The sequence below is a fragment of the Sulfitobacter sp. M22 genome (assembly GCF_021736025.1).
Lineage (GTDB): Bacteria > Pseudomonadota > Alphaproteobacteria > Rhodobacterales > Rhodobacteraceae > Sulfitobacter > Sulfitobacter litoralis.
In genome coordinates this window covers 2,105,279-2,125,208 of sequence record NZ_WMEC01000001.1, presented here as the reverse complement: position 1 = coordinate 2,125,208, position 19,930 = coordinate 2,105,279, and the positions used below count along the sequence as shown (strand labels likewise).

At 60.7% G+C, this 19,930-nt stretch carries 16 protein-coding genes and 1 riboswitch; of the genes, 8 read left to right on the top strand and 8 right to left on the bottom strand.

Annotated features, from left to right (window positions below):
- Nucleotide 1 precedes the first annotated feature (1 nt).
- The 5 genes from rodA to GLP52_RS10410 are packed head-to-tail and all read right to left on the bottom strand — an operon-like array spanning nt 2 to nt 5,735.
- Complete coding sequence (rodA, locus tag GLP52_RS10430; RefSeq protein WP_093731436.1) at nt 2-1,141, bottom strand: rod shape-determining protein RodA; 1,140 nt, start codon at nt 1,139-1,141, stop codon at nt 2-4.
- The gene (gene mrdA / locus GLP52_RS10425; RefSeq protein ID WP_237272352.1) at nt 1,138-3,081 is read right to left on the bottom strand and encodes a penicillin-binding protein 2; all 1,944 of its coding nucleotides are present in this window, start codon (nt 3,079-3,081) and stop codon (nt 1,138-1,140) included. Before mrdA ends, rodA begins: the two co-directional genes overlap by 4 nt.
- A gap of 10 nt (nt 3,082-3,091) precedes the next feature.
- Complete coding sequence (locus tag GLP52_RS10420; protein WP_093731434.1) at nt 3,092-3,727, bottom strand: rod shape-determining protein MreD; 636 nt, start codon at nt 3,725-3,727, stop codon at nt 3,092-3,094.
- A complete protein-coding gene (gene mreC, locus GLP52_RS10415; RefSeq protein WP_093731433.1) occupies nt 3,724-4,629 on the bottom strand; it encodes a rod shape-determining protein MreC in 906 nt (301 codons plus the stop codon). The genes GLP52_RS10420 and mreC overlap by 4 nt, the downstream gene beginning before the upstream one ends.
- Nucleotides 4,630-4,688: 59 nt before the next feature.
- On the bottom strand, nt 4,689-5,735 hold the full coding sequence (locus GLP52_RS10410; RefSeq protein WP_093731432.1) for a rod shape-determining protein: 1,047 nt from the start codon (nt 5,733-5,735) through the stop codon (nt 4,689-4,691).
- Between the two features lie 173 nt (nt 5,736-5,908).
- Here GLP52_RS10410 and GLP52_RS10405 point away from each other — a divergent pair, with 173 nt between their 5' ends.
- Nucleotides 5,909-6,493 (top strand): VOC family protein, encoded by a 585-nt coding sequence (locus tag GLP52_RS10405; RefSeq protein WP_237272351.1) that lies wholly within the window; start codon nt 5,909-5,911, stop codon nt 6,491-6,493.
- Between the two features lie 146 nt (nt 6,494-6,639).
- Complete coding sequence (locus GLP52_RS10400; RefSeq protein ID WP_237272350.1) at nt 6,640-7,503, top strand: porin; 864 nt, start codon at nt 6,640-6,642, stop codon at nt 7,501-7,503.
- An 86-nt stretch (nt 7,504-7,589) separates the two neighbouring features.
- Here GLP52_RS10400 and GLP52_RS10395 read toward each other — a convergent pair whose 3' ends face one another.
- Nucleotides 7,590-9,158 carry a 2-isopropylmalate synthase gene (locus tag GLP52_RS10395; protein ID WP_237272349.1) on the bottom strand — a complete coding sequence of 523 codons (1,569 nt, stop codon included), beginning with the start codon at nt 9,156-9,158 and terminating at the stop codon, nt 7,590-7,592.
- Nucleotides 9,159-9,423: 265 nt separating this feature from the next.
- Between GLP52_RS10395 and GLP52_RS10390 the strand changes: the two genes are divergently transcribed.
- The gene (locus GLP52_RS10390; protein ID WP_237272348.1) at nt 9,424-10,089 is read left to right on the top strand and encodes an SDR family NAD(P)-dependent oxidoreductase; all 666 of its coding nucleotides are present in this window, start codon (nt 9,424-9,426) and stop codon (nt 10,087-10,089) included.
- The gene (locus tag GLP52_RS10385; RefSeq protein WP_237272347.1) at nt 10,083-11,612 is read left to right on the top strand and encodes a cryptochrome/photolyase family protein; all 1,530 of its coding nucleotides are present in this window, start codon (nt 10,083-10,085) and stop codon (nt 11,610-11,612) included. Before GLP52_RS10390 ends, GLP52_RS10385 begins: the two co-directional genes overlap by 7 nt.
- On the opposite strand, the gene GLP52_RS10380 is transcribed toward GLP52_RS10385, so the two are convergent.
- Nucleotides 11,609-13,144 carry an MORN repeat-containing protein gene (locus GLP52_RS10380; protein ID WP_237272346.1) on the bottom strand — a complete coding sequence of 512 codons (1,536 nt, stop codon included), beginning with the start codon at nt 13,142-13,144 and terminating at the stop codon, nt 11,609-11,611. The two genes, GLP52_RS10385 and GLP52_RS10380, sit on opposite strands and share 4 nt — an antisense overlap.
- A 173-nt stretch (nt 13,145-13,317) precedes the next feature.
- Between GLP52_RS10380 and GLP52_RS10375 the strand changes: the two genes are divergently transcribed.
- The 3 genes from GLP52_RS10375 (at nt 13,318) to GLP52_RS10365 (ending at nt 17,873) form a co-directional block, all read left to right on the top strand.
- Nucleotides 13,318-14,976, top strand: a complete 1,659-nt coding sequence (locus GLP52_RS10375) for an NAD+ synthase (RefSeq protein WP_237272345.1) — start codon at nt 13,318-13,320, stop codon at nt 14,974-14,976.
- A gap of 77 nt (nt 14,977-15,053) precedes the next feature.
- Nucleotides 15,054-16,379, top strand: coding sequence for a glutamate--tRNA ligase (gltX, locus tag GLP52_RS10370; RefSeq protein ID WP_237272344.1), 1,326 nt, complete (start codon nt 15,054-15,056; stop codon nt 16,377-16,379).
- A 96-nt stretch (nt 16,380-16,475) separates the two neighbouring features.
- Complete coding sequence (locus GLP52_RS10365) at nt 16,476-17,873, top strand: MATE family efflux transporter (protein WP_237272343.1); 1,398 nt, start codon at nt 16,476-16,478, stop codon at nt 17,871-17,873.
- On the opposite strand, the gene GLP52_RS10360 is transcribed toward GLP52_RS10365, so the two are convergent.
- Nucleotides 17,853-18,407, bottom strand: a complete 555-nt coding sequence (locus GLP52_RS10360; RefSeq protein WP_093731633.1) for a gamma-glutamylcyclotransferase family protein — start codon at nt 18,405-18,407, stop codon at nt 17,853-17,855. The two genes, GLP52_RS10365 and GLP52_RS10360, sit on opposite strands and share 21 nt — an antisense overlap.
- 152 nt (nt 18,408-18,559) lie before the next feature.
- Nucleotides 18,560-18,646: riboswitch (glycine riboswitch) on the top strand.
- Between the two features lie 154 nt (nt 18,647-18,800).
- On the opposite strand from GLP52_RS10360, the gene gcvT reads away from it, so the two are divergent.
- On the top strand, nt 18,801-19,925 hold the full coding sequence (gene gcvT / locus GLP52_RS10355; protein ID WP_093731423.1) for a glycine cleavage system aminomethyltransferase GcvT: 1,125 nt from the start codon (nt 18,801-18,803) through the stop codon (nt 19,923-19,925).
- The last annotated feature ends 5 nt before the right edge of the window (nt 19,926-19,930 follow it).

Here is a 19,930-nt window from a genome sequence, read left to right as displayed (position 1 = left end):
CCTATCTGGGGCGGTGGACATGCGCCGATTGTACAAGGCCAAAGGCCAGCAGCAACACCAGCATTGCCGACCCGCCGTAGCTGACCAGCGGCAGCGGCACACCGACAACGGGTGCCAGCCCCATCACCATCGACATGTTCACCGCAAAGAACAAAAAGAAGTTCAGCGCGATACCAAGGGTTAGCAGCGACGAAAAACGGTCCTTGTTGATCAGCGCCGCAGCGACGCAGAAGACGATGATCAGCGCATAGAGACCCAGCAGGGAGAACCCGCCGACAAAGCCGAATTCCTCGGCCAGCGTGGTAAAGATAAAGTCTGTGTGTTTTTCGGGCAGGAAGTTCAGGCGCGACTGGGTGCCTTGCATGAACCCGCGACCGGTCCACCCGCCAGAGCCGAGCGCGATCTTGGATTGGGTGATGTGATAGCCCGCGCCCAACGGGTCGGTGCTGGGGTCGATAAAGGTATCAATCCGCCGGAACTGGTAGTCCTTGATCAGTTGCCACGGGGTGCCGCGGGACTGGAACACCGCCGACACCAGCCCCACCGCGCCTGCGATAACGACCGCGAAATAGCCCCAGTGCACCCCTGCAAGAAACATCAGCCCGCCGCCGGCGGCCATCAACAGGATCGCGGTGCCCAGATCGGGCTGCTTGAGCACCAGCGCTGTGGGGATCAAGATCATCAGGACCGGCAGTAACACCCACAGCGGCCGCGAGGTCTTCTTGGGCGGGAGCCAGTCATAATAGGCCGCCAGCATCATCACGAGCGTGATCTTCATCAGTTCTGACGGTTGCAGGCGGAACGATCCGAGCTCGATCCAGCGCTGCGCACCCATGCCGACCGCGCCGAAAAGTTCGACCCCGATCAGCAGGATCACCGTGCCGAAATAGGCCACGCCCGCAAGGTTCCGCCAAAGCCAGATCGGCACCATACCGGCGGCAATCATCAGCGCGATGCCGAGCGCAAAGCGTTTCATTTGCGGTTCAGCCCAAGGATTAAAACTGCCCCCTGCGACCGAATACAACATTAAGAACCCCACCCCCGAAACAGCAGCCAGCAGGATGGTCAGCGGCCAGTTCAGATGCAGGATCTTGGCAAAGCCTGTGGGGACATGTTTGACCGTATATTCAAGGTAGCTCATGCTTGGTCTTTCCCGCTGAAATCCGCTTGGGGCTGGATCGCGCGCAGGGCTTTTTGCTGCTCGGCGATGCGGCCACGGTCGGCGGTGGGGTAGGCGTCCAGCGGGGGCTCTCCGCCATAGATCGCTTGCAGCATGACGTCGCGGGCGATGGGGGCGGCTGCGGTCGATCCGCCGCCACCGTGTTCCACCAGCACCGATACTGCATAGCGCGGCTTGTCAAAGGGGGCGAAGGCGACGAACAGCGCATGGTCACGGCGTTCCCAAGGCAGGTCTTCGTTGCGGCTGACCCCGCGCGCGCGTTCGGCGGCGGTGATGTTGCGCACCTGACTGGTGCCGCTTTTACCCGCCATGCGCACCCCGTCGGCGATGACCCGCGACCGGTAGCCTGTACCGCGCCGGTCGTTGACCACCGAATACATGCCTTTGCGGACCTGACGCATGTTATTTTCATTCATGCCCAAGGGCTCGCCCGCACCGCTGGCTTGTTCAACGCCGTCGATCGATTTGATCAGCCGCGGGACCACGGCGCGGTTGGTCGCGAGCCGCGCCGTCATCACCGCCAGTTGCAGTGGCGAGCTGAGCGTGAAGCCCTGCCCGATAGAGGCATTCACCGTATCCCCGATCACCCATGAATCGCCACGCGCGCTTTGTTTCCATGCTTTCGTCGGGGCCAGACCTGCCGCAACAGAGGATAGTGGCAGATCATGTTTCCACCCCAGTCCAAAGCGGTTTGCCATGGCCGAGATTTTCTCGATCCCGACTTTCATCGCCAGATCATAGTAATAGACGTCGCAGGATTGCTTGAGCGAGTTGTCAAGGTCGATCCAGCCGTGCCCTGCGCGTTTCCAGCAGTGGAACCGGCGTCCGCCCACTTCGAGGTGCCCGGGGCAGTATGTGGTTTCCTCGGGGCCGACGATGCCGTCTTCAAGTGCGGCCATGGCGACGACCATCTTGTAGGTCGATCCGGGCGGATAGGTGCCCTGCACAGTCTTGTTCACCAACGGGCGATAGATGGATTGCAGCAGCGGGTTGTAGTCAGCTGAAGAAATCCCCCCGATAAAAAGGTTCGGATCATAGCTGGGCGACGATGCGTTTGCGACCAGATCGCCGTTGTCACAATCCATGATCACCACCGCAGCGCTTTCGTCACCCAGTCGGGCCTGTACGAAGTTCTGCAAATTGGAATCGATGGTCAGCTGAATATCAGCACCGGACTGCCCTTCGCGGCGGGCCAGTTCGCGCATCACGCGGCCGGTGGCGTTGACTTCGACCTGTTTGGTACCGGCAGACCCCCGCAAAAGGGATTCCTGGCGGGCCTCTACGTTGATCTTGCCGATCTGGAACCGCGGGATACGCAGAACTGCATCGGGGTTTTCCAGCGCGTCCAGATCGGCTTGGCTGACGCGGCCCACCCGGCCAACGATATGGGCAAAATCCGATCCGCGCGGATAGACACGGGTCAGGCCGACTTCGGGGCTGACACCGGGCAGGGCAGGGGCGTTCACTGATACGCGGCTGACTTCGTCCCAGCTGACATCGTCGGCGACAGTGACGGGCAGGAACGGGGCAGAGCGCTTGATCTCGGCCATTGCGCGTGCGCGTACTTCGGGGTCAAGGTCGATCACTTCTCCCAGACGTTGCATCACCGCGTCGACATCATCGGCGTCTTCGCGCACGATCACGATACGGTAGGACGGCACGTTCTGCGCCAGCCGCACCCCGTTGCGGTCGAAAATTTCGCCACGCGCCGGCGGAATCAGCCGGATGTTGATCCGGTTCTCTTCGGCCAGCAGGCGAAACTGATCGGCCTGATCGACCTGTAAGTAGTTCATCCGAGCCGCCAGCCCGCCCATGAACAACAGCTGTGCGCCGCCCAGCAATACAGCACGGCGGCTCAGCTTTGAGTGGCTGGCGTCGCTATCGGCTCTGCTGCGTCTCATTCTGCTCTCCTCATGAGCGACCGCCCATACTGTCCAGATCACCGGGGGCGGATTTGCGCACGCCCATCAACGCATGGGTCACGAACACCACAGCCGGATAGGTCAGGATCGTCATGCCCAGCTCGAGCAGGCTAAGCGACCATTGGGGCGGCGGGACCAGCAGCAAAGATAACACGATCCGGTTCAGTATCAAAATGCCGATCAGCCACAGCGACACCGCCAGCCATTCGGCGCCGAAGGTGCTGTCGCGCAGGGTACGTCCGCGGGTCTTCATGTTTTCGCATGCCAGCAGCGCGAGCAGCGCCCATAGGCCCGGGGGCCGTTGCAGCAGCAGATCGGTCATCAGAAACGCAACAGCCAGTAGCACCGCAGGCACATAGTCGGGCCGCCGCACAGACCACGCCAGCGCAAAGGCGATCAACAGATCGGGGGCAATCCAGATGCGGTCGCTGCCTTGATCCAGCAACGCGCGCAGCCGCGCCTCTGCGGGGTCGATGGTCGCGAGGGGGGGGGACAGGTCAGGCGCGAACAATGCGATCGGCTGGGTATCAAGCGGCAGCAGATGGAAAAACAGCAGCACCAGCGCCAACAGCAGAAACGCCGCGCGCATCAGCCATAACCGCAGGGTCGACAGATCATCCATCATTCAGTCTCGGGTGCGATTGGCAAAGGCGCGATCAGGCGGGGCCCGTCTTCGCGAATGACCGCCGCGTCTTCGTTTACCTTTTCAGACCCGTGGTGGCGCAGCACGCGTAGGAACTCCAGCCGCTCAAAGTCAGCCGCGAGCCGCACGCGCAGCCGCCCTCCCGGGTCAGCGGCAACCTGACCGATCAAGATGCCGGCGGGAAAGACACCACCGTCGCCCGAACTGCTGACGCGATCACCGGGGCGCACCAAATCGGGGTTTTCAAGGAAATCAATCGGCGGTGCGGCTGAATTGTCGCCCGCGATAATCGCCCGCTGCCCCGACGGCTGAATTACGGCTGGTATCCGGCTTGAGGTGTCGGTCACAAGTATTACGCGCGCGGTATTTTCCCCCACACCAGAGATACGGCCCACAAGCCCGATGCCGTCCACGGTCGCCCAACCATCGACGATGCCATCCCGCGCACCGACGTTCAGTAACACCGATTGCCGGAAGGGCGAGCCCGAGTCTGCCTGTACCACGCCGGTAATATGGGTCAGGCGCGGGTCCAGGCGGACCTTGTTCAGGTCCAGCAGGCGCGCGTTTTCCTGTTCAAGCTGCAAGGCGGCTTCTTTCCAGGTCTGCATCTTGCGCAGCTCGGAACGCAGTTCCTGGTTCTGAACGGTCAGCCGTTGATAGCTTTGGAAGTCGCGAAACAGGTTTACGGTACCGGTAACCGGTGCCATGGCCCATTCCAGATTTGGAACAAAGCGATCGGTGATCTGGGCGCGAAACCGTTCAACACGGGGGCTGTCGATCCGCCACAGCAGAAAGATACCAGCCAGCACCAGCACGATCACGGCCAGCAACAAGCGGCGCAACGGGCGCCCAAAATCGTTCGAAGAGGATCGGTCGATGGCCATGCGTTATACGTTTCCTACCGCGAGGGCCGCGCCGTCCTGCCGCATCCCGAGCTGTTGGGTTAGCTGTCGTAGTCGATGGCGTGGCGCAGCTGTTTTTCGTACTCCAACGCCTTGCCGGTGCCCAAAGCCACGCAGTTCAACGGCTCGTCCGCCACAGAAATGGCCAACCCGGTCTGTTCGCGCAGTGCCAGATCAAGATCTCCCAGCAGCGCGCCGCCGCCGGTCAGCATGACGCCGCGGTCCACGATATCGGCTGCCAGATCGGGCGGAGTGGTCTCAAGCGCGGTCATCACGGCCTCGCAGATTTGCTGTACGGGCTCGGCCAGCGCTTCGGCGATCTGGGCTTGGGTCACTTCGATCTCTTTGGGGACGCCATTCAACAGGTCGCGTCCGCGGATATGCATCGAGGTGCCACGTCCGTCGTCAGGCATCCGCGCCGTCCCGATAGAGGTTTTCACCCGCTCGGCAGTTGTCTCGCCGATCAACAGGTTATGCTGGCGGCGCAGGTAGTTGATGATCCCTTCGTCCATGCGATCCCCACCGACACGTACGGAGCGTGCGTAAACGATGTCGCCCAGCGACAGCACTGCAACCTCTGTTGTACCGCCACCTATATCAACGACCATGTTACCGGTTGGATCGGTGATCGGCATGCCTGCACCAATCGCGGCGGCAATCGGTTCGGCAATCAGCCCGGCACGGCGTGCACCTGCAGACAGCACCGACTGGCGGATCGCACGTTTCTCGACCGGCGTCGCGCCATGTGGCACGCAGACGATGATTTTGGGCTTAGAAAAGGTCGACCGTTTATGCACCTTGCGAATGAAGTGTTTTATCATCTCTTCGGCGGTGTCGAAATCGGCAATCACGCCTTCGCGCATGGGGCGGATCGCTTCGATGCTGCCGGGGGTCCGGCCCAGCATCAGCTTTGCGTCTTCACCCACCGCAAGTACCTTTTTGACGCCGTCCTTGACGTGATAGGCCACGACCGACGGCTCCGACAAAACGATGCCCTTGCCTTTGACGTAAACCAGCGTGTTCGCGGTCCCGAGGTCGATGGCCATATCGGACGAGAACATACCACGGAATTGATCAAAAAAGGACATGAGCAGCGGACCTTGCAAAAATTCATTTTGGCCCGTCGACTCTGACAAGTCCCGGGCTCATCGGCTTATAGGCTGATGACGTCAAAGACGAAAGGGGGGTTGACCTTTGGGGTGGCATGATGCCGCCGCTGCGCTATGGTTTCCGTCAGGGCAGATAAACGGGGATGCGAGAAATGCAGAAGATTCAAGTTATTGGTGTGCATCACATCACTTTAATGGGCGCGGATCGTCAGACCAGTATTGATTTCTGGGAGGGGTTGCTGGGCATGCCGTTTATCTTTGACCAGCCAAATCTGGACGATCCCGACGAAGGACATCTGTACTTTGATCCCGGCGATGGCCGTTTGATCACGATCTTTACCAATGAAAACCGCAACCCCGTGCACAACCGCACGCCAACCGATGCAGGCTGCGTGCACCATGTCGCGTTTGAAGTCGACCGCGCCATGTTCGACCAGGTTCTGGATCGGCTTAAGGACCGCGGGATCGGCAATTCCGGCGTCAAGGATCGCGGGTTCATGCATTCGATCTATTTCAAGGATCCGCTTGGGTTCCTGATCGAACTGGCCTGCTATACTTTTATTCCGCCGCGCGGGTCATCCCATGCCGAGGTCATGCTCGAAGCGCATAAACTGCGCGTTGCCCGCGGCGATCACCACATCGAACGCCAGCATCTGGCCGATGCCACCGTGATGATCGTAGAGCGCTCGCAGAGGTCCCTGTCAGAGGATCGCAGCGCAAAGAACCCCTATCGCTAAAGGCCGTCCGGTACCGAATACAGGCGGGTCAAAAATACCACATTCAAACGCATCATGACGGTGATTTCTCTTGGTGGTTGCAGGCGGATTCCGCCGCGCCTAAGAGCTGCCACACGAGCAATCATAAATTGTGTGAAGGAACCAGCATGATCCGTAATCTTTTTATCGCCTCCGTCTTGAGCGTGTCGGCAACCGCCGCTGCAGCCGAACTGACCTATGGCGCAGCATTCGCGAAGCTTCACGACTTTGACGTTGACGGCGCAGGCACGATCGACGTGAAATCCTTGGGCGGTGGCATCGAATACCGCTATGATAACTTCATCTTCTCGGGCGAATTGTCGAACATCGACATCGAAGGCGTCGACATTGAACTGGGTACCGTGGGCGTTGAATACGCGCTGGCCAACGGGTTCAACATCGGTCTGGACTACTCGCGTTTCGACCTTGCGGGGATGGATGCCGATGTGACCAGCCTCTTCGGGATGTATCAGTCAGGCGCACACACTTTTGGTGCCGCGATCGGTGATTCCTCTGATCTGGACGACATGACCTTCAGCATTTTCGCCGCTTGGGATGTAACACCCACAGGCACCGTCGGTCTGGACCTCGTTCACATCGAAGACGAAACACTGTACGCTGCCTACGCCGACTATGACGTTGCGCAATACAACGTGCAGGCCGATCTGGTGAAACTGGACGATCTGAGCATCGTCGCCGTTGCAGGCGGTTATGAATTCGCCAACGGTTTTTCGGCCATCGGTTCTGTCGGTTTCCTTGATCTGGGTTCGGAAGATGTACGTGCGATCACCATCGGTGGTCAGTATGAATTCACCCCCGGTGCGAACGTAGAGCTGGCCCTGGGCCGCTTGGACTTCGACAGTGGCGCAGACGTGGATCAAGTGACATTCGGTGTGAACTACGAACTGGGCCGCCGCACATCCAAGCGTCGTTCGTTGGGCAACATCTTCTCGAGCGCGACAGGTTCCTTTGCAGGTCTGACAGATTTCTAATCTGCGCTAACAAGACGACAGACAAAGAAAAGGCCCCCGATTTCGGGGGCCTTTTTTGCATCTTTGGGGGGCGTGGTGCCGATGGTTTAGCCCACGTCCTTATAGCTGATCTCGCGCTTGTCCGTGCCGCCTTTCTCGCGGCGCACCAGCAGGCGGTTCAGCGCGTGGATATAGGCGCGGACCGATGCGACAACCGTGTCGGTATCCGCTGACTGTCCTGTGACGATCCGGCCGTCTTCCTCGAGGCGTACAGAAACCGTCGCCTGCGCGTCGGTGCCTTCGGTCACGGCGTGTACCTGATACAGCTGCAAGCGCGCTGAATGCTCGACCAGCGCTTTGATGCAGTTGAACGACGCATCCACAGGACCATCACCGGTCTGCGACGTTTTTGCTTCGACGCCATCAACGCTCAAGGTCATTTCGGCCTTTTGCGGACCTTCGGTGCCGCAGACCACGGTCATGCTACCCAGCACAATACGGTCGCTTTCAGGGTCGGTCGCGGTGCGCATCAGGGCGATGAGATCGTCGTCGTAGATCTCTTTCTTGCGGTCGGCCAGTTCCTTGAAGCGGACAAAGACGTCCTTCAACTGGTTGTCGCCCAATTCATAGCCGAGGTTTTCCAGCTTTGAACGCAACGCTGCACGGCCAGAGTGTTTGCCCATGACGATGTTGGTTTCGGTCAGGCCCACGTCTTCGGGGCGCATGATCTCGAATGTTTCGGCGTTTTTCAGCATGCCATCTTGGTGAATGCCGCTTTCGTGGGCAAAGGCGTTCTTGCCGACGATGGCCTTGTTGAACTGCACGGCAAAGCCAGACACCGCGGCCACGCGGCGCGAGATGTTCATAAGCTTGGTGCTGTCGATCTTGGTCTGGAACGGCATGATGTCGTTGCGGACCTTCATGGCCATCACGACCTCTTCCAATGCGGTGTTGCCCGCGCGTTCGCCCAGGCCGTTGATCGTGCATTCAATCTGACGCGCGCCCGCTTCGACGGCGGCAAGGCTGTTGGCGGTCGCCATGCCCAAGTCGTTATGGCAGTGCGTGGCAAAGACGATTTCGTCCGCGCCGGGCACGTTCTCCAACAGTTTGCGGATCAGATCAGCGCTTTCGCGTGGTGCGGTATAGCCCACGGTATCGGGGATGTTGATCGTGGTGGCCCCTGCCTTGATCGCGATTTCCACGGTGCGATAAAGGTAATCCAGCTCTGTCCGCGTGGCATCCATCGGGGACCATTGCACGTTGTCACACAGGTTGCGCGCGTGGGTGACCGTCTCGTGAATGCGGTCCGCCATTTCGTCCATCGTGAGGTTCGGAATGGCACGGTGCAGCGGCGAGGTGCCGATAAACGTGTGAATGCGGGGCTGTGCGGCATGTTTGATCGCCTCAAAGCACCGATCAATGTCGCCGAACTGGGCGCGGGCCAAGCCGCAGATGACCGAATTCTTCGACAGTTTCGCGATCTCGCTGACGGCGGCAAAATCCCCTTCGGAAGCGATGGGGAAGCCGGCTTCGATCACATCGACGCCCATCTCGTCCAGCAGGCCCGCGATCTCTATCTTTTCGGCGTGGGTCATGGTGGCACCGGGGGATTGCTCGCCATCCCGCAATGTCGTGTCGAAAATCAAGACGCGGTCTTGTTGTGTAGTATCTGTCATCTTTTGGGTTCTTTCATTCTGCTGTCTAAATCCGTGGCGCGCGGCACATCCCTCTGAGCGGGCGCGCCGGATGGCACGCTCAGAGGCGGATTAGGAGCAGTAGGTTGGCACGCAGGAAAGTCGCGCAGTGGCGCGGCAGGATCGACATATGATCGGCGTGTGTCATGGCGACAAGTTATACCCGCGCATTCGCAAATGGGAAGGGTTTTTCTGCGCCCTTTTTCCCGCGCTTGAAGGGGGGCTGTTTTCCGCTAGGTTTCCCTGCATGAAACAGGTTTTGATTATAGGGGCTTCGGGCGGTGTCGGTGCCGCCTTGGCCGCCGCCTACGAGGCGCGCGGCGATGCGGTCACGCGGCTGTCACGGTCGGTGGACGGGTTCGACATCACCGACGAGACAAGCGTGGATCGCCACATCACCGCTGTGGGCGGGCCGTTCGACGTGGTGCTGGTCGCCACCGGCGCGCTTGAGATAAACGGCGCTGCGCCCGAAAAATCTATCAAATCCATCAGCCGCGATGCGATGATGGACCAATTCGCGCTGAACGCCGTCGGCCCCGCGCTGGTGTTGCGCCATGCGGGTGACCTGCTGCGGCGCGACACGGCGTGCGTGTTTGCCGTGCTCTCGGCGCGGGTGGGGTCGATCGGGGACAACCGGATCGGCGGCTGGATCAGCTACCGCAGCGCCAAGGCGGCGGTGAACCAGATTGTGCACACCGCCGCGATCGAACTGACGCGCAGCCACAAACACAGCATCTGCGTCGCCCTGCACCCGGGCACGGTCAAGACCGCCTTTACCGCGAAATACCTTGCCCGCCATCCCGCTGTCGCACCGTCGGAGGCGGCGGGAAATCTGCTGGCTGTGATCGACGGGCTGACACCTGCGGACACAGGCCAGTTCTTTGATTGGGCGGGAAAGCCGGTGCCATGGTAGGGCGTTTGGTGCTGGTTTTGGGCGATCAGTTGACAGAAACGCTCAGCGCGTTGGCGCAGGCGGATAAGGCACGCGATACGGTCGTGATGGCCGAAGTTGCGGACGAAGCGGCCTATGTCCAGCATCACCCTAAAAAAATCGCCCTGATCTTTGCCGCGATGCGCAAATTTGCCCAAGCGCTGGAACAGGACGGCTGGACCGTCGCCTATACGCAATTGGACGATACGGACAACGCGGGCTCTATCGTGGGGGAATTGCTGCGCCGTGCCGCGCAGACGGGGGCAAGCGAGGTGCTGGCGACAGAGCCGGGGGAATGGCGCTTGATCGACAAGCTGAAATACGCCCCGCTGAAGGTGCATCTGCTGCCCGATGACCGCTTTCTTGCCACTCATGCCGAATTCGAGGCATGGGCCGAAGGACGCAAGGCGCTGCGGATGGAGTATTTCTACCGCGAGATGCGCCGCAAGACCGGCCTGCTGATGGACGGAGACCAACCCGCTGGCGGCAAGTGGAACTTTGATCACGACAACCGCAAGGCGGCGCCCGATGATGTGACCGTCGATGGCCCCCTGCGGTTTGAACCGGATGCCACCACCCGCGAGGTGCTCGATCTGGTGCAGGCGCGTTTCGGCGATAACTTCGGGGATCTGGAGCCGTTCTGGTTCGCCACCACCCGTGCAGAGGCCTTGCAGGCGCTGGACCATTTCATCGCGAACGCCCTGCCGCGGTTTGGTGATTACCAAGACGCGATGCTGAACGAGAATGAATTCCTGTATCACGCGATCCTGTCGCCCTACCTCAACATCGGGCTGCTGAACGTAACCGAGATTTGCAAGGCCGCCGCCGACGCCTATGCCGCAGGTCATGCGCCGATCAACGCTGCCGAAGGGTTCATCCGGCAGATCATTGGCTGGCGCGAATATGTGCGCGGCATCTATTTCCTCGAGGGGCCTGACTATACCAGTCGCAATGTCCTAGGGCATGACCGCGCCCTGCCGTGGTTCTATTGGGGTGGCGAAACGCGGATGCATTGTGTGGCCAAGGCGGTGGGGCAGACCAAGACGCAGGCCTATGCACATCATATTCAGCGGCTGATGGTGACAGGCAACTTTGCCCTGCTGGCGGGGATTGATCCGGCGCAGGTGCATGAATGGTATCTGGCCGTCTACGCCGACGCGTTCGAATGGGTGGAGGCCCCGAACACCATCGGCATGAGCCAGTTTGCCGACGGCGGTGTCATCGCGTCCAAGCCCTATGTCTCGTCGGGGGCTTACATTAACCGCATGTCGGACCACTGCAAAAGCTGCCATTATTCCGTCAGTGCGAAAACGGGCGAAAAAGCCTGCCCGTTCAATCTGTTGTACTGGCACTTTCTGGACCGGCATCGCGACCGGTTCTCGAACAATCCACGTATGGGCAATATGTACCGCACATGGGACCGGATGGACGCCGACAGACGCAAGACGGTTCTGGCCGAAGGGGATGCCCTGCTCGCCCGTCTGGATGCGGGCGAGGTGGTTTAACCGTCGTTGCTGTCTGCCTCGTCCGTGCTGTCGGCAGGTGCCTCTGACGGAGTCTCGGACTCTGCTGGGGCCTCATCCGTGGCCTCATCCGTAGCGTCAGGCGTGGTCGCGGTGCCAGTATCCTCGGCAGGGGCCGCGCCCGTTTCCTGCAATGCACCGTTCACCCACTGGCCAGTGACTTCCTCGCCCGTCTTATAGCGCATGGTGCCCTGACCCTGACGTTTGCCGCCCTCGAACGACCCTTCGTAGATATCACCGTTGGGGTAGGTCGCGGTGCCGGCGCCGTCGATCTCTCCGCCGGACCACTGGCCGTCATAGGTGAACCCGTCGGGCATGGTGATCTTGCCGGTGCCATCGCGCAACCCGTCGGCAAAGCTGCCGGTATAGACGGTGCCATCAGGATAGGTCGCCGTGCCCATGCCGTTGCGCTGGCCGTCTTGCCAGCTGCCATCGTATTTATAGCCGTCGGCATAGGTCATTACACCCTGACCATCATTGCGGGCATTCTTGAACCCGCCCTCATAGACGATGCCATTGGGATAGGTCGCACGGCCCTGGCCTTCGATGACGCCAACGACCCATGATCCTTCATAGGTTGATCCGTCCGGATAGGTGATCTTGCCCTGACCGTCTGCCAGATCATCGCGAAAACTGCCTTCGTAGACTGAACCGTCGGGGTAGGTTACCTTGCCCATCCCCTCGATCTTTCCCGCAACCCAAGAGCCCGTGTAGACATAGCCATCGGTGCCAGTGAATGTGCCCTGTCCCTCGCGGCGGTCTTCCGCAAAGCTGCCCTCGTAGATGTCGCCCGTGACGTAGGTCACTTTGCCGGTGCCTTGGCGCTGGCCGGCGACCAGATCGCCTTCGTAGATGTCGCCATTGGGCTGGGTCAGCGTGCCGGTGCCGTCGATCTGTCCGTCTTTCCACTGGCCGGTATAGGTCAGCCCGTCAGGCATGGTCAGCGTGCCGGTGCCATTGCGGTCGCCATCGACGATGTCACCGTCATACAGCGCGCCATCGGGGTAGGTGATCTTGCCCACGCCCTGCTTGACGCCGTCCACCCAGTCGCCCTGATATTCATAGCCGCCGGGGGACTGCATAACGCCCTTGCCGTGGTGGTTGGCATTGCGGAACGACCCTTCGTAGCGCACGCCGTTGGCATATTGCGCGATGCCCTGACCGGTGATCGCGCCGGCTTCCCATTCGCCCTCGTAGGTGCCGCCGTCGGCAAAGGTGATCTTGCCGAACCCGTCCGGCTTGCCCTTTTCAAAGTTGCCTTCGTAGACCGATCCGTTGGGAAAACGCGCGACGCCTTTTCCCTTGATCTCTCCGTCGACCCAATTGCCTTCGTATTCATAGCCGTTGGGCAGCGTGTAGGTGCCTGTCCCGTGCTGAACGCCGTCTTTAAACGTCCCCTCATAGACGCCACCATCGTCGTATTGCTTGCTTTGTACTTCGCCGTCTTGCGCAAGTGCGGTGAAGGGCAGCAGCCCAAGGCAAAGGATCAGCGGGGTCAGGTTCAATTTCGTCATACAGCAACTTTCAAAAGAGAGTGCGGCCAAGAGCGGCGGGCGAGTTTGTTCACGCTTAGCCTATTCAATGGCCTGCGAGGGGGCAATCGTCTTTTGCCCGGCGGTGCGCCTTGGTCTTTTACTTGGCGCGTGATCTGCTACATCACTTGCGTAGATTATCGAAGGATCGCCTCATGACATCGCGTTTTCGCATCACGCTTGGCCAGTTGAACCCCACCGTCGGGGATTTGGTCGGAAACGCAGACCTCGCGCGGGATGCCTGGGCCCAAGGCAAAGAGGCCGATGCCGATCTGGTGGCTCTGCCAGAGATGTTCCTTGCCGGATACAATGCCCAAGACCTTGTGATGAAGCAGGCGTTCCAGCTGGATGTGATGACGCACCTCGAAGCGCTGGCGGCTGATTGTGCCGATGGGCCCGCGCTGGCCATTGGCGCACCTTGGGTTGAAGGGGCCAAGCTTTATAACGCCTATGTGATCCTCAAGGGCGGCAAGATCGCCAGCCGCGTGTTCAAACACAACCTGCCAAACGAGACTGTCTTTGACGAGGTGCGTATTTTCGACAGCGCGCCTTTGGGCGGGCCGTACGCCGTCGGCGATACCCGCATCGGCAGCCCGATCTGCGAAGACGCGTGGCACCCCGATGTGGCCGAAACACTCGCCGAAACCGGGGCGGAGTTTCTGTTGGTGCCCAACGGATCGCCCTATTATCGCGGCAAGTTCGAGACGCGGTTGAACCATATGGTCGCCCGTGTGGTCGAAACTGAACTGCCGCTGATTTACCTCAATATGGTGGGCGGTCAGGATGATCAGGTCTTTGACGGGGCGAGCTTTGCGCTGAACCCCGGCGGCAAGCTGGCGTTTCAAATGCCGGCCTTTGACGCGCAAATCACCCATGTCGACCTTGAGCAGACCCCGGAAGGCTGGCGCGTGGTCGAGGGCGAGAAGGTGCCGATGCCATCGGAGCTTGAGCAGGACTACCGCGTGATGGTGCAGGGCTTGCGCGACTACATGGGCAAGACCGGCTTTAAGAAAGTGTTGCTGGGCCTGTCGGGCGGCATCGATTCGGCGATTGTGGCCACGATCGCTGTGGATGCGCTTGGCGCTGACAATGTGCGCTGTGTGATGCTGCCGTCCGAATATACGTCCCAAGCCTCTCTTGATGATGCTGAATCCGTCGCCAAGGCGCTTGGCTGCCGCTATGACTATGTGCCGATCGCGCAGGGCCGTGCCGCGATCACCGACACGCTGGCCCCGCTGTTTGACGGCACCGAACCCGACCTGACCGAGGAAAACATCCAGTCGCGCCTGCGCGGGCTGTTGTTGATGGCGGTCAGTAACAAGTTCGGCGAGATGTTGTTGACCACGGGCAACAAGTCAGAGGTCGCGGTGGGCTATGCCACGATCTATGGCGACATGGCGGGGGGGTATAACCCGATCAAGGATATGTATAAAACCCGCGTTTTCGACAGCTGCCGCTGGCGCAACGAGAACCACCGCGACTGGATGAAGGGCCCAGAGGGAGAGGTGATCGCGCCGCGCATCATCAACAAGCCGCCCTCGGCCGAGCTGCGCGAGGATCAGAAGGACAGCGACAGCCTGCCCGACTATCCCGATCTGGATGCGATGCTGACGATCCTTGTCGACGACGACGGGTCCATCGCCGATTGCGTGGCAGCGGGCTTTGACCGCGATGTTGCCAAAAAGGTCGAACACCTGCTCTATATCAGTGAATACAAACGGTTTCAGTCCGCACCCGGTCCCCGTTTGACCAAGGGCGCGTTCTGGTTGGACCGCCGCTATCCCATCGTGAACCGCTGGCGCGACCCCAGTTGATCACGCGGGCGATGCCGCACGTTATCTAGACAATGACGCCGCGCTGTGACAAGCCAGCGGCCAATCAGGAGAACCCAATGACCATCACCCGCTTCGCCCCGTCCCCGACCGGCTATATCCACGTAGGCAACCTGCGCACGGCGCTGATGAACTATCTGATCGCCCGCAAAAACGGCGGCGAGTTCATCCTGCGGATCGACGACACCGATCCGGTGCGCAGCAAGGAAGAATACGTCGACGGTCTGAAAGAAGACCTGACATGGCTCGGCCTGCATTGGGACCGCGTTGAACGCCAGTCCGAGCGGTTGGAGAAATACCACGCTGCCGCGGACGAGCTGCGCAAGATCGGGCGCTTCTATGAAGCGTGGGAAACGCCGACCGAACTGGACCTCAAGCGCAAGAAACAGCTGAATATGGGCAAGCCGCCGGTCTATGACCGCGCTGCGCTGAACCTGTCGGATGCGGAAAAGGCCAAGCTGCGCGACGAACGCGGCCCGGGCGTGTGGCGCTTCAAGCTGGATCAGGAACGGATCGAGTGGAAGGACGGCATCCTTGGCGACATCTCGATTGATGCGGCGTCGGTTTCGGACCCCGTTTTGATCCGCGGTGACGGCCAGATTTTGTACACACTGGCGTCGGTTGTCGATGATACAGAGATGGGCGTGACCAATGTTGTGCGCGGCTCTGATCACGTGACCAACACGGCGACACAAATCCAGATCATGCACGCACTTGGCGGCACCGTGCCCTCCTTTGCGCACCATTCGCTGTTGACCGGTCCGCAAGGCGAGGCGCTGTCGAAACGTCTGGGCGTGCTGGCGCTGCGCGATCTGCGCGAACGCGGCGTGCATCCGTTTGCCTTGCTGTCGATCATGTCGCGTCTGGGGTCGTCTGATCCGGTCGAGCTGCGCACCGATATGGAGGCCTTGATCGATGGCTTTGACATCGAACGCTTTGGCTCTGCGCCGACCAAGTTCGACGTCGAAGACCTGTTCCCGATGACGGGCCGCTATTTGCAGACCCTCCCGCTTGAGGCGGTCGCCGATGATATCGCAGCCCTTGGTGTGCCCGCAGATAAGGCCGGCCTGTTCTGGCAGGTCACCCGCGAAAACATCACGACACTTCACGATCTTGAGGGATGGTGGCAGATGTTTAGCGAAGGCGCGGAGCCTGTGATCGCGGACGAGGATAAAGAGTTCGTCGCCGAAGCCTTGGCGCTTCTGCCCGAGGGCGAATTTGACGAAAACACATGGAGCACATGGACTGCCGCCGTGAAAGAGCAGACGGGCCGCAAGGGCAAGGGGCTGTTCATGCCACTGCGTCTGGCGCTGACCGGCAAGCCCCACGGACCCGATATGGGTGCCGTGCTGCCGCTGCTGCAAGTCGTGAAGGCACGCGGGTGAAACGGGTCGGGTTCGCGGGCGCAAGTTCGGGAGCCTTCGGCGAGAGTTTATCTGGCAAAATGAAGCCACTGTCGGCTGACATAAGGCGCGTCCATCATGGTTGATGGGCGCGCCAAATTTTTATCGGGCAACCTGTTCGGGCATGTGGCCAACATGTCTTTGCTGGCCTCGGTCGGGCTGGTGGCCGTGTTCCTTGTCGATTTCGTCGACATGATCTTCATTTCTATGCTGGGCAAGGCCGAGCTGGCGGCGGCCATCGGCTATGCCGGGGCGATCCTGTTTTTCACCACGTCTTTCGGGATCGGTCTGGGGATTGCGGCCGGTGCTTTGGTCGCGCGGGCCTTGGGGCAGGATGATGCGCAGCTTGCGCGAGAGCGAACGACCCATGCGCTGTGCTATGGGGCGTTTTTCGGCGTGATCTTTGCGCTGTGTGTGTTTCTATCGCTGGATGTTCTGGTCGGATTGGTCGGCGCGCGCGGTGAGACGGCGACACTGGCGGTGCATTTCTTGCAGATTGTTGTGCCGTCCGTCCCGTTCCTCATGGTTGGTATGATGGGCAGCGCCATCCTGCGGGCGCATGGGGATGCACGCCGCGCAATGATGGCAACGATCGCAGGGGGTATTGTGAATGCCATTCTTGACCCCATCCTGATCTTTACCTTCGACCTGGGTCTGACCGGTGCCGCCTGGGCGTCTTTTGTCGCGCGGGTGGTGATTGCCTATACCGCGTTGATGCCGATTGTGCGCCATTATGGCGGGATCGCGATGCCACGTCCTGCGGGACTGTGGCGCGATCTGTTGCCGGTTTTGTCCATCGCGGTGCCCGCCATCCTGACGCAGGTCGCAACGCCTGTCGGGCAGGCATATGTCACCCGCGCCATGGCGGCCTATGGTGAAGACGCGGTGGCGGGCATGGCGATTGTCAGCCGCATGATGCCTGTAGCCTTTGCCGTGATCTTTGCTCTGTCTGGGGCGGTGGGGCCGATCATCGGGCAGAATTTTGGCGCAGGCGATCTGGGGCGGGTCAAACGGACCTATGCCGCGGGGGTCAGCTTTGCCGCGTTGGTGATCGTGGCGATTTCCGCCGCGCTGTTTGCGTTCCGCGCACCGCTGGCGGCGATGTTTGACGCCGAAGGCATTACGTTGACGCTGATCTATCTGTTCTGCGGCCCGCTTTCGCTGGCGTTCTTTTTCAACGGCGTGTTGTTCGTGTCGAATGCAGCGTTCAACAATATGGGCCACCCCTATTATTCGACGGTCACCAACTGGGGTCGCAACACGCTGGGGATGATCCCCTTGGTCTGGGCCGGCAGCCTGCTGTTCGGCGCGCCCGGCGTGCTGATCGGGCAGGCGGCGGCGGGGGTGGTCTTTGGGACGCTGGCGTGGGTTTTGGCGCGTCGGATGATCGCGCAAGGGGGGCAGCGCAAACGCGCCAAGCCCGAGGTCTTTGCCCGCGACGGGCGGTTGATGTCGCTACTGCACCTGCGCCGATAGGCGGGTCAGATTGTCGTCCACCAGCGCGGTTTCCTGCACGGTAAGTGCTTGTGCGCGCGGGTATTTCGGCGCTGCGCGGTCGTTCAGGATCGGCGTGTCCCAGCCGCGCGTCGTGTCAAAGAACCGCTGCACGCCGTCGACCCCGTATTCGCGCAGGAACCCTTGGACCACGACATCAATATAGCTGAGCAAAATGGTGTGGTCGCCGGATGTCACATGGGTGTCCGTCGGCACGGAATAATGCGCCATATCGGGGGCGGGAATGATGTCGTGTACGACAGCCCCGTTCGACCCGATGCGGTTGTAGTTGGTTTCGCGGGTATCCAGCGCCACCCAATCGGCACCAGGCACAGCCGCGATCAAGCCGTCGATGACGGTGTCTTTTTCAGGCAGCACGCTGAGAAAGACATGCGATGCCCCTGCGATGCGAACCCAAAGCCGGTGCCAGCCGTGCAACTGCGCCGGACGGGCGTCGGGGTAGGCGTGGGTATTGCGATTTACGAGGCTGCCATAGCCGAAAAAATATGGTGTCATATGCGTGTTTTGGCGCCGCGCGGCGCTGATGTCCACATCTTGCACGCGCAGGTCGCGGTGGGCTGCTCAATATCGCGGCACGGGATGAAAGTTTTAGCGCTGCGCTGTCAACTTTGCTTGACGCAGCGCCGCGATCCGGCATAGCACTTGCCCACACCGTTACGGGAGAACCGGCGCAAGCCGGTGCCGAAGGAGCAACCGCCCCGGAAACTCTCAGGCGCAAGGACCGCAACGGGACCTAACAACTCTGGAGAGTGACGCAACAGCGTCCGCCGAAGGGATAACGATCTCAGGCGAAAGGACAGAGGGGGCATTTGACGGGCTGCATTCCTGCGGTCTGCTGGGTGCCAGTATGGTCAATGGCCTTCTGGATATGGAAAAGGCCGCGTGACCATGAGCGATTTGCAACAGACACCGCTATACGATCTTCATCTGGACCTGGGTGGCAAGATGGTGCCCTTTGCGGGCTATTCCATGCCTGTGCAGTATCCGATGGGCGTGATGAAAGAACATCTGCACACCCGTGCCGCTGCGGGCGTTTTTGACGTCAGCCACATGGGGCAGGTGATGGTGACCGGCCCGTCGTGGGACGCCGTAGCACTGGCGTTTGAGGCACTGGTGCCGATGAACGTGCTGGGGCTGGAAGACGGGCGTCAACGCTATGGGTTTTTCACCAATGACGCGGGCGGGATCGAGGATGATCTGATGTTTGCGCGTCGTGGCGATGACCTGTTTGTTGTCGTGAATGCCGCCTGCAAGGAGGCCGACATCGCGCGGATGAAAGCGGCGCTTGAGCCTGAGCTCACCGTGACCCCGATCACCGACCGTGCCTTAATTGCCGTGCAGGGACCAACCGCAGGCGCGGCCATCGCCTCGCTTGATCCGGCGGCTGACGCGATGCGGTTCATGGATTTTGCGACGTTGACGCTGGACGGGGTAGAGGTCTGGGCCTCGCGGTCGGGCTACACCGGCGAGGATGGGTTCGAACTGTCTATTCCAGAAGCGCAGGTCGAAGCCTTGGTCCGCCATTTGCTGGAGATCGAGGGCGTTGCGCCGATTGGTCTGGGCGCACGGGATTCGCTGCGGCTTGAGGCGGGGTTGTGTCTGTACGGCAACGATATCGACGCGGGCACAAACCCGGTAGAGGCAAGCCTGACATGGGCAATCCAAAAGGCCCGCCGCGCTGGTGGCGACCGTGCGGGGGGCTACCCCGGTGCCGACGCTGTGCAAGCCGCGTTCGAAACTGGCACGGCGCGCAAGCGTGTCGGTCTGGCCCCCGAAGGGCGCGCCCCCATGCGCGACGGCACACCGCTTTTTGATGCCGCGACAGGTGGCACGCAGGTGGGCGAAGTGACGTCGGGCAGTTTCGGGCCGACGGTAGGCGGGCCTGTCGCAATGGGCTATGTCAGTGAAGCGCAGGCGGGTATTGATACGATGCTGTGGGGCGAAGTCCGCGGCAAGAGACTGCCAGTGACCGTTGCCAAGCTGCCCTTTGTTGCGGCGAATTTTAAAAGATAATCTAG